Annotated in this window: 7 protein-coding genes; 3 read left to right on the forward strand and 4 right to left on the reverse strand. The window is 58.0% G+C overall.

Annotated features, from left to right (window positions below):
• Window positions 1-120: 120 nt before the first annotated feature.
• The 3 genes from Pla100_RS29905 (at window position 121) to gltX (ending at window position 3,735) form a co-directional block, all read left to right on the forward strand.
• Complete coding sequence (locus Pla100_RS29905; protein WP_146583012.1) at window positions 121-513, forward strand: hypothetical protein; 393 nt, start codon at window positions 121-123, stop codon at window positions 511-513.
• Window positions 461-1,696: a hypothetical protein gene (locus Pla100_RS29910; protein WP_146583014.1), complete on the forward strand. Its 1,236-nt coding sequence runs from the start codon at window positions 461-463 to the stop codon at window positions 1,694-1,696. Before Pla100_RS29905 ends, Pla100_RS29910 begins: the two co-directional genes overlap by 53 nt.
• A 482-nt stretch (window positions 1,697-2,178) precedes the next feature.
• Window positions 2,179-3,735 carry a glutamate--tRNA ligase gene (gene gltX / locus Pla100_RS29920; protein WP_146583016.1) on the forward strand — a complete coding sequence of 519 codons (1,557 nt, stop codon included), beginning with the start codon at window positions 2,179-2,181 and terminating at the stop codon, window positions 3,733-3,735.
• Window positions 3,736-4,050: 315 nt separating this feature from the next.
• On the opposite strand, the gene Pla100_RS29925 is transcribed toward gltX, so the two are convergent.
• Genes Pla100_RS29925 through Pla100_RS29940 form a run of 4 tightly spaced genes read right to left on the reverse strand, consistent with a single transcriptional unit; the run spans window position 4,051 to window position 9,472 of the window.
• Entirely contained in the window at window positions 4,051-5,775 is a 1,725-nt protein-coding gene (locus Pla100_RS29925; RefSeq protein WP_146583018.1) for a fatty acid CoA ligase family protein, read from the reverse strand.
• Window positions 5,772-6,830 (reverse strand): ATP-grasp domain-containing protein, encoded by a 1,059-nt coding sequence (locus tag Pla100_RS29930; protein ID WP_231603810.1) that lies wholly within the window; start codon window positions 6,828-6,830, stop codon window positions 5,772-5,774. The genes Pla100_RS29925 and Pla100_RS29930 overlap by 4 nt, the downstream gene beginning before the upstream one ends.
• Window positions 6,831-7,862 (reverse strand): methenyltetrahydromethanopterin cyclohydrolase, encoded by a 1,032-nt coding sequence (mch, locus tag Pla100_RS29935; protein ID WP_146583020.1) that lies wholly within the window; start codon window positions 7,860-7,862, stop codon window positions 6,831-6,833.
• Window positions 7,859-9,472 carry an amidophosphoribosyltransferase gene (locus Pla100_RS29940; protein WP_146583022.1) on the reverse strand — a complete coding sequence of 538 codons (1,614 nt, stop codon included), beginning with the start codon at window positions 9,470-9,472 and terminating at the stop codon, window positions 7,859-7,861. The genes mch and Pla100_RS29940 overlap by 4 nt, the downstream gene beginning before the upstream one ends.
• Window positions 9,473-9,796 lie beyond the last annotated feature (324 nt).

Genomic DNA, 9,796 nt, shown 5'->3' on the forward strand with positions numbered 1-9,796 from the left:
GGGTGCAGGCACGCTAATCGGCGTTGGGATGACGTTTGAGAATTGGGAGGGCGATTTTCCAGCCAGGACGCTAAGATCGGCTGAAGTTGGATAGGCCCCGTAGTCTAGGAAGGACTCATCATGTCAGAAGCTGTCGAAAAGCGTCGTGCCCGATTCTCTCCCGAAGTGCTCGCCAAAATGCAGGAACTCGGCCGCATGGTCAGTGCAGAGACTTATGGCCAAGACGGACCACCGGTCGAGTTAACCTGGGCCGAGATCGAAGACCTCGGTCACGAAATTGGTAAGCTCACCGCCACCGAATTTGATCAGACCGTGCAGCGTCAGCAGGCCGAAAGATTCGACGCCGCCAGGGCCTGTCCCGGGTGTGGCAAGCAGTGCATGCCCAGCGTGAAACATCGGAATCTGACCACACGCGACGGGACCGCCGATCTCTCCGAACCTGAGTTTCGATGCGTTACTTGTGAGCGTTCTTTTTTTCCCTCAGCGAATCAACCTTCGGCTCGACGGAAGTGAATACTCACCAGCGGTCCTGGAGCGAGTCGTCGCTGCGGGAGCCTCATTTGGATCGTTCGCGATCGCGGCAAAACTGTTTGAACTATTGACCGACCTCGTCATCTCGCAGCGGACGATCAATAACAAGACCGTCCTGATCGGTGGCGAACTCAAAGAAGCTCGCGATCGGGTGACCGATGCTCACATCGCTCGTCCGATCACGACCAAGCCCCTCGTTGCCGAGCCCGCGGTCTCATTGGCGGTCGCCCAAGTCGACGGTGGACGGATGCAAACTCGCACGATCAATCGCGGCAGTGGCGTGCATGATCCCCACTGGCGAGAGAGCAAGAACGCAGGCCTCTACCGAATGATCGGGGAGACCTTCGAGGACGATCCGCATCCGGAGCTTCCCTCGTGTTTTACCAGCCCAAAACAGATGGCGGGACTCTTGCATGGAACAACCGACTTGAAACGAACGGACATCGCCGAATCTCCCAAACCAGATCTTTCATGGCGTCCGGTGAGCTTGGTTCGGACTTGCTTGTCGTCGCTTGATAGCAGCAAGCGTTTCGGCGAAATGATGAGCGCCGAAGCGGAGCGTCGTGGGTTCTACAGTGCTACACGTCGTGCGTTCTTGGGCGATGGCTTGCCTTACAACTGGACGATTCAGCAGACGCACTTTGAATCGTTCACGCCGATCCTGGACTTCATTCATCCGATCGAACGACTGCACGAACTGAGCCGGGTGCTCTTTGAGGATGCTGATGAGGCTTGGCAGACTTGCAGCAAATGGATCGAACTGTGTTGGTGCGGGGACGTCGCTGAAGTGATTGGAATGTTGCGAGCCGAGCAGCTTGATCGCGGCGAGGCCGACGACCAGGCCCACGAAGACGATCCACGCGGGAAGCTCTCCGAGACGATCGGGTATTTGGAAAAGAATGTTTCACGGATGAATTATCCTGCCTACCGTCGGGCGGGCTTGCCGACGACAAGCTGCCTGATCGAGTCGCAAGTCAAGGAGATCAACCACCGGGTCAAAGGAACCGAGAAGTTTTGGAATGACGGGCCCTCGGGAGATGCGATATTGCATCTGCGAGCCGCCGTAATCAGCGACGGCAGCGAGCTTGCCGACCACTTTGCGGCTCGCCCAGGAACCCACTACACGCGACAATCCAAGAAAGATAGGCTGCCTGCGATGACCTAGTCACCGATTAGTGTGCCTGCACCCAATTCCCTCGCTCGCCAGCGTGTTGATTGAGTCTGCATCATAACCCCACTCGTGAGTTTTTAAGTCGCACTTTTCGTAACCCGCTGCGTAGCGGGCTGTTGATTTAGTCGTATACCGATTGACAACCATTAGCCGATGGGCGTTAGCCCCGGTTAACGGCCGTGGAAACCGCCGCTAACGCGGTACGGCTAATTCAATCAACAACAGCCCGGTAAGCGAGGGATCATTGATATTGACTCATCCCTCGCTTACGCAGCGGGTTACGATTAAATCAGCAACCCGTCGCGCGTCGGGCTTGTCTCCATTGCTTTCAAAACACACCGAACGCGGCGATAACTGATGTGGCGAAACTCGCCAAGAGTTTCGGAAGCACTGGTGGACCAGGGGCTAGCCGATCGGCACGATCCGGTTCATCTTATCTCGCTCCATCTTTCCACCCCGATTTTGCCCGTTTTCCCATGATTCGAACTCGATTTGCCCCCAGCCCGACCGGATACCTGCATATTGGCGGGGTTCGCACCGCTCTGTTCAATTGGTTGCTCGCCAAACAATCCGGCGGACAGTTCATTTTGCGGATCGACGACACCGATGCCGGTCGCAACGTCGACGCAGCGCTGCAGCCGATCCTGGACGGTTTCAAATGGCTGGGCATGACCTGGGACGAAGGCCCCGAGGTCGGCGGGCCACACGGGCCCTACTTTCAATCCCAACGCGGTGATCTTTACCGCGAACCGATCGCCCGGTTGCTCGAATCCGGCCACGCGTATCAGGACTTCGCCAAACCCGACGAATTGCAAACGCTCCGCGATGCCGCCCGGGACAACAACGAGAATTTTGTTTACGACCGCCGTTGGATGGCCGAATCGGACGCCGACGTGGCCAAGTTCCAAGCCGAAGGCCGCGAAGGCGTCGTGCGGTTGAAAATGCCCCGCGAGGGTCAATGCGTGATCAACGATTTAATCCGAGGAGAAGTGGTCATTGATTGGGCCGGTGAACCAGATCACGTCATCGCCCGCGCCGACGGCAGCCCGTTATATCACTTGGCCAGCGTTGTCGACGATCATGCCTTGGAAATCACGCATGTCGTGCGGGCCGCCGAACACTTGCCGAACACCCCGCGACAGATCTTCATCGCCCAATCGCTCGGTTATGAATTGCCCGTTTACGCGCACCTCCCTTACGTCGCCGAACCCGGCGGCACCGCCAAGCTGAGCAAACGCAAGCTTGATAAGTACCTTAAAAACCGTGACTTCGCCAACCTGATGGACCGCGGCAAGGCGATCGCGTCTCGTTGCCGAATCACGACCAACGACGATACGTTCAATCCCGTCTTAGTCGATTTTTATCGCGAGGTCGGCTTCCTGCCCGACGCGCTGCTGAATTACTTGATGTTGTTGGGATGGTCGCTCGATGGTGAACGCGAAAAGTTCACCGTCGAAGAAATGATCGAGCTGTTCCGAATCGAACGAGTCAACAAGGCGCCCGCGTCGTTCGACCCGGCCAAGTTGAGTTCGTTCCAGGGAGATGCGTTTGCGGCCTTGACCGACCAACAGCGAACCGAACGAGTGAGACCGTTCGCGATCGCCGCTGGGTGGGTGACGGAGGGTGATGACGAATCCGAAAATCATTTGGCCGCCGTCGTCGCCGCAGCTGGCGATCGTTTGAAAATGGCAGGTGACATCATCGATTTCGATTATTGCTTCGTCGACGACTATGAAATCAACGACAAAGCGTATCAAAAACGAATCGTAAAGCCCGACAACGCCGTTCCGCTGCTGAAACAATTGCGAAGCCACCTCGAAGGCGTCGACGATTTTTCCGTCGCATCGGTCGAAGCCTCGGTTCACCAGTTTTGCGAGAACCAGTCGATCGGACTGGGCGACATCATCCACGCGTTGCGAGTGGCAACCACGGGTGCAGCGGGTGGTTTCGGGATGTTCGAGACGCTGAACATCTTAGGTAAATCCAAGACGCTCGACCGGATCGATCGCACCCTAGCATCGCGTGACCATTAACTGCCGCATTAAAGTGGCATAGGCTTCCAGCCTTTTTATACCCCACAAGTCCTCATGGATTGCTCCCCTGCCAGCTCGTCTGGCAGGAAGCCGAGGTTGGCAAGCTAGGCACGAGCCGCAATTCGCCCAACCTTCCGATTTTCACTTGTGCTCGCCGCTTGAAGCGGCGAGCACAAGTAAAAATCGGAAGGTTGGGGGGGCGTCGTTGTCTAGCTTGCCAACCTTATTCACCCACGAGACGAGCTCGTGGGGGTCAAAAAAGATGTGGGGTATAAAAACGCTGGAAGCCTATGCCACTGATTGTTCACGCGATGCTTAGCCGGAATTGGTTAGTTCGGCGGATAGCTTTTCGCGAAAGATCTTGCTGTTATGCCGGATGTCCACCGGCAAGGGTTGAGCGCGGATCACAAAGTCTTCGATCCGCTGGGTCAGCGGATTGCGGATCGCCAATCCCTTCAGCTCCGCGATCAACTCCTCACTCGAAGCGGCATCTCGCGCGATCGCCAAGTCGGTCGGCTGCACGACGATCACGGGCGTTTGTTCGCCTGGGCGACCTCGTCCGACCAAGGCACACTTTTCGACGCGCGGATGAGCGTTGAAGATCGCCTCGCAGGGAATCGTGAAGAACGTCCGATCGGTCCCCACGACGCGGTGGGCTTTGCGTCCGCAAAACCAAAATCGATCCTGTGAATCGAGGTAACCGACATCGCCCATGCGATGCCAAATCGATTCCCCGTCGGTGACTTTATGCACGTCGTTTTGATCGAGCCGGGTCACGTAGCGACGGGTGACCATCGGTCCGGTCACCATCAATTCGCCGATCTTTCCTTGCGGCAGCTCGTTCACTTCATCAATCGTTTTCAACGGTCCGTCGCCGATCTCGATGACCTTCCAGCGTACGTCCGCGAATCGAGTTCCGACGCAAACACCTTTTCCTTTCCCTGCCGCCGGTCCCGTTTCCGCGATCACTTGCCGCGATTCGATCGACGCGATCGGTAAGGCCTCCGTGGCACCGTAGGGAGTTTCAATGTTGGCGTCCTCATGGACAAACTTCCGCAGACTCGCGAGCGTTGCCGCTGGAACCGGAGCGCCGGCGGACAACACCCGTTTCAATGTCGGGAACGGGCGGCCGATCGCGTTGGCTTCGCACCAACGCGTGACGGTCTTCCACAACGCTGGAGATCCGAACGCTTGATCAACTTCCCATTGCCGAGCCGCTTGGATCAATTTGCGGGGGTCCACGTCGGCCGGTCGTGTCGGGTCCATGTCGGGGATGATCGTGGTCACACCCATCACCGCGTCGAATAAACCGAACAATGGAAAACACGCCAAGTCACGCGACCCACGCTGGATGTCGTAACGTGTTTGAATTCGGTCGATCTGCGCGTGAAAGGTTCCGTGCGTGTAAGCGACTCCTTTGGGCGGCCCCGTGCTGCCGGTGGTGAAGATCACGGCGGCTTCATCGTCGGTTTGAACGCTCGGTAAGGTCATCTCGGCGTTCGCATTGCCTAACTCGATAATCTGAGCCAATGTCTTGCCACCCCAGAACCATCTTCTGCCGACGGTTACGTTCCATGTCGCGTGCGGGAACCGATGCCGCAGCACCGTTCGAATCGCTTGAGCCTTGGGGATGCCGACGAAGCCGTCCGGTCGCAACTCGGCGATGCAATTGACGAGATGCTTCTTGTCCATACCGGGATCGATCAGCACCACCGTCGCGCCGGCCTTCATCAGCGAAAACACCAGTTCGATGAACTGCGCACCGAACGGCACCAAGCTGACCAAACGCATGCCGGGTCGAATGCCCCACGCGGTCAGACCTCTGGCGATCGTGGTGCTGCCTTGATCGAGGGCTTTGAACGTCGTCAACGCGTAATCGCGGTCGGTGCCGTCGTTCTTGGCAGGCCCGGCGACCTCGGCGATCGCGATCGCGCCGGGCAACAATTGAGCGATCTTGGTCAGCCGGTCCGCCACGTTGCCGCACGCCGGTCCCCGTGGACGTTCGTCGCTGCAGGCATGGTTCGTATCCGTGGACGTCATGAACGTGCAACCGGTTGAAGAAGCAAAGAAACAATCTCATCGGCGATGTCGATCGTGAGCGCCGATTGAGCGGACTTCCAACCGGGGATCGCATTGACCTCGACCAAAAAGAACGCCGGGTCATCATTCGATTCGATCAAGTCCACGGCCGCGAAACGCAAGTCGAACTCGTCGCAAATGGTACGAGCCGTCGACCGCCACGACTCGCACAACGCGATGTTCTCCGAACGTCCGCCCGCTTTGACGTTGGTGCGGAAGTCGCCACTGCTGGTGCGGCGGATCGCGTGAATTTGATCGCCGATGACCAACAACCGCACGTCGACGCCGCCCGGCGGAATGAAACGTTGGACGTACAAGACCGCGTCGACGCGTTCCAAAGTCGAAAAGACCGTCCACGCCAACTCGAACTCACGAATCCGCATGACGCCACGGCCTTCACCGCCGAAGATCGGCTTGACGACGACGTCGCCACCGAGTTCCTCGAACGCTTCGATCGCTTCGGCCCTCGATTGCACGACCCGGGTCGGCGGGACGGGAACTCCCAACCGAGCGGCTCGGGCCAAGGTGGCGTACTTGTCGATCGCCAATTCCAAACCGCGTGGCGGGTTGACGATCGAGGCGGCCTGAGCATTGGAGACTCGGCAGTGATACTCATCGTGTAAGGTGGCCAACCGAAAGGTGATCTGTTCCAACGATCCGGCTGGCATCGTTCGCGTCAAGATCGCGTCGTAGCGAGACAGCGGACCGTTTACCAAACTCTGCGCTTGAAAGCTCGCGACTTCCGTCGTCACAATCTCCGGCGAGTGTGGTTCACGCGGGACGACTTGGTTGATCGGTCCTTGGTCAGTGACGCGACTGTTGATCGATTCGTAATCGGCGAACGTCAACGAGGCGTTACGTCGCCGCGCGGCACGATCGAGTTCGGCCAAATGCCAACCTAAGCGATCATCGTGAGGTTGGCGACCGCCGAGTACCAAGATGTTCGGCTTCGATCCGCCCGCCGCGCGATCGGCGGCACGACGATCCACGCTCGCGTCGATGCTTCCGGCGGACACTCAGGTGTCCATCCCGAACGAAACCGCGAGCACATCGCGATTCAACCCGCCACATCGCCACGTCCGGCCGCTCCGCAGCGATACCATCGTAACCACCGCCGGACTGAACAACATCGGATCGACTCGATAGAAATCGTAGTCGTATTGTTTGAAAATCTTCGCGAACGGTTGACCATAATCCGCCGAAGTGTTGCTGGGGACTTTCGCCGCAACTTGATCGATCGATGCATCGTCGGCATCCACCCACACTGTCACCTTGGCACCGTACAACATCGCATCGTTGGTGCGTCCGATACCGCCGATCGTGTCACCAGGTTTGGCGGGCGGAGGAAGCGGGGCGATGCCGGTGCCGGAGATCACTTTCGTGACGTCGAAATCCAGTGCGTGAAGTTTATGCAAGGCGGTTTCGATGCTGCGGGCGACGACCTGCACCGAACCGGCGATCGACGTGCTCGGCGCGATCGCCAAACGCAAACGTTCGGTGCCGATGCCGCAATCTTCGGCGATCGATGCAATCACCTCTTCACCGGGAAGTTGATCCGATTCCAATACGCCGACCGCGACGGTTTGCGAATCGCGATCAGTCGATGACAAACCCAAATGACCGAGCATTTCTTCACGACCGCGAAGCATCCGCATCGGGCCGCTCGCCATCGCAAAATAATTGCCGACCGACAACGGCCAACCCGCGTACTGGCCACCCAAACACGCTTCGACGGGCCGGTCCGTGCGGACCATGACGGCTTGATCGACCAACATGTCCGATTCGGCAGCAACCAGTTCAACTCTTGCCATGTTCCCCAAACATAACTTGGCCAATACGACGCCCGCATCCAACGAACCGAGCGGTCCCGGGCGAGATTTCGCGTTGGACCCCGAACCGGCATCCAACAGCGTCGCGCCGCCGATGTTGACGACCTCGGAACGCAACTCCAGCGAGCTGGAAACCGCGTGTTGAAACAAGTCGCCGGCGCGTCGATTCAGCTCGATCGACGGATCCCATGCCTCGACGATGGTCGGCGACTCACTCATGGGGTCTCCACGACCGCCGCGAGTTGTTCATACGTCCGCTGACTGTTGAGTTGGGTACCGCGGTTGTCGCACGCAATCTGATAGAGGTGCTGACCGACCGGTGTCGGATAATGCCCCGTCACACAGGCCTGACACAGGCTCTCTGAAGGCAGATTGATAGCCCGGGCCAACGCATCAACAGGAAGGTAACGCAGCGAATCGGCACCGAGATCATCGGCGAGGCGTTGTTGCGAATCGTCAGTCAACTCGCCTTGAAGCGAGAAATACTTGGGCGCGATCAATTGATCGATCGTGCTCATGTCAATGCCGTAGAAACACGGCGCGACGATCGGCGGGCATGCCACACGGACGTGAATCTCGCGTGCACCACCGACGTCACGGATGCGATCGAGCAACGCGTTCATCGTCGTGCTGCGAACGATCGAATCCTCGACCAGGATGACTCGTTTGCCCTGCAAAACCTCCCGCAACGGGGTGTACTTGGCCGCCGCCTTAGCTTTCCGGGCTCGGCCGCCTTCGATGAAGGTTCGTCCGGCGTAACGATTGCGAATCAAACCCTCGCGGCACGGAATCGATAACTCGTACGCCATCGAGTCGGCGGCCGCTTTGCTGGTGTCGGGTACCGGAACGATGATCGTGTCGGGGTCGTCCAACGGAACGCGCCCGAAAGCCCGTTCGGCGACCGCCAATTCACGACCCAAGTTCGTTCGCGACAAGTACACACTTCGGTCGTCGAGCGTACTGGCGACGTTCGCGAAATAAATCCATTCAAAGAAACAATGCTTAGGTGATTGCGGTTTCGCAAACGGTTCGATCCGCAATCCGTTCTCCGGATCGATCAAGATCGCGTGACCCGGCGCGAGCGATTTGATCTGGTCGGCTTCGAAGCCAAGGTTCAACAATGCCACACTTTCACTCGCCGCGGCAAACAACGGGCCTTCGTGGATGTAACACATCGGCTTGATGCCCAAGGGATCACGGGCGACCAGCATCTCCCCTTCGGCGGTCATCAATGCTAACGAGTAAGCCCCGTCGAAGTTCGCAGTGGCTTGACGTAGCACGTCGATCCAGTCGAGCTTATGCGGGGCCTCGGATAGGATCTTGGCCAACTCGTGAAGGATAATCTCGGTGTCGGTGTCCAGCGTTAAATGATGATCGCCGTCGGCGAGCAGGTTCTGTTTGAGCAACGTGTAGTTGGCCAATTGGCCGTTGAAACAGAAACTAAACCACTTGCGTTTGTGAATGTGTTTTCGTTCGAAAGGCTGCGCGTAAGACTTGTCATCTTCGCCGCAAGTGGCATAGCGAACGTGACCGATCGCGGCCCGCCCGGCGAGCGATTGCATCAGCGCTTCGGCTTTGGCGCGGTGGTTTAAACGAAAGACTTCGGTAACGGTGCCGACATCCTTGAGGGTCTTGAGCAAGCCAGGACGATCAGGATCGAAGGTCGTCATACCAGCGGCCAATTGACCGCGGTTTTGAATGTCGAGCAGCATCCGCGGCAGCAGCCGCGAAATTTGTCGAGGGCCGTCATCGGTGCAGATCGGACTGCGACCTCGGCCGGAAAGGTGATAGATCGCGGCAACGCCACATTCGTGGTTCAGTTCGGCCATGAATTTCGCAGGGGGGAAGGCACCGGAATGACGGGCAAAAAGGACTGGGAGTTTTACCCAGTTTTCCAGCCGTGAGTTTACCGGTAAGACGCAGGAACGCAATTCAGTGTTCCGCTGACTTCGTCACGAATTTGGCTCAAGGAGCGTTGCGGCTGTGAAACCATGCCGATTTTCCCGCTTGCCCACGAAGCACTAGTAGTCTATCGCAGCTCAATTTTCGGGTAGAGGCGTCTTAATTTGATCCGAGCGTCTGCGGTCGTGAACTGCCAATCGATTCCCGTTTGACGCTCGTTTCGCGCGGCATACCACTTGGTAATTCGCTCG

Origin of the sequence: Neorhodopirellula pilleata (assembly GCF_007859915.1) — a bacterium.
Taxonomy (GTDB): domain Bacteria; phylum Planctomycetota; class Planctomycetia; order Pirellulales; family Pirellulaceae; genus Rhodopirellula; species Rhodopirellula pilleata.

Excerpts from the sequence above, each read along its gene's own strand:
- mch (WP_146583020.1), bottom strand. The coding sequence starts at position 7,862 with ATGAGTGAGTCGCCGACCATCGTCGAGGCATGGGATCCGTCGATCGAG.
- Pla100_RS29925 (WP_146583018.1), bottom strand. The coding sequence starts at position 5,775 with ATGACGTCCACGGATACGAACCATGCCTGCAGCGACGAACGTCCACGG.
- gltX (WP_146583016.1), top strand. The coding sequence starts at position 2,179 with ATGATTCGAACTCGATTTGCCCCCAGCCCGACCGGATACCTGCATATT.
- Pla100_RS29940 (WP_146583022.1), bottom strand. The coding sequence starts at position 9,472 with ATGGCCGAACTGAACCACGAATGTGGCGTTGCCGCGATCTATCACCTT.
- Pla100_RS29905 (WP_146583012.1), top strand. The coding sequence starts at position 121 with ATGTCAGAAGCTGTCGAAAAGCGTCGTGCCCGATTCTCTCCCGAAGTG.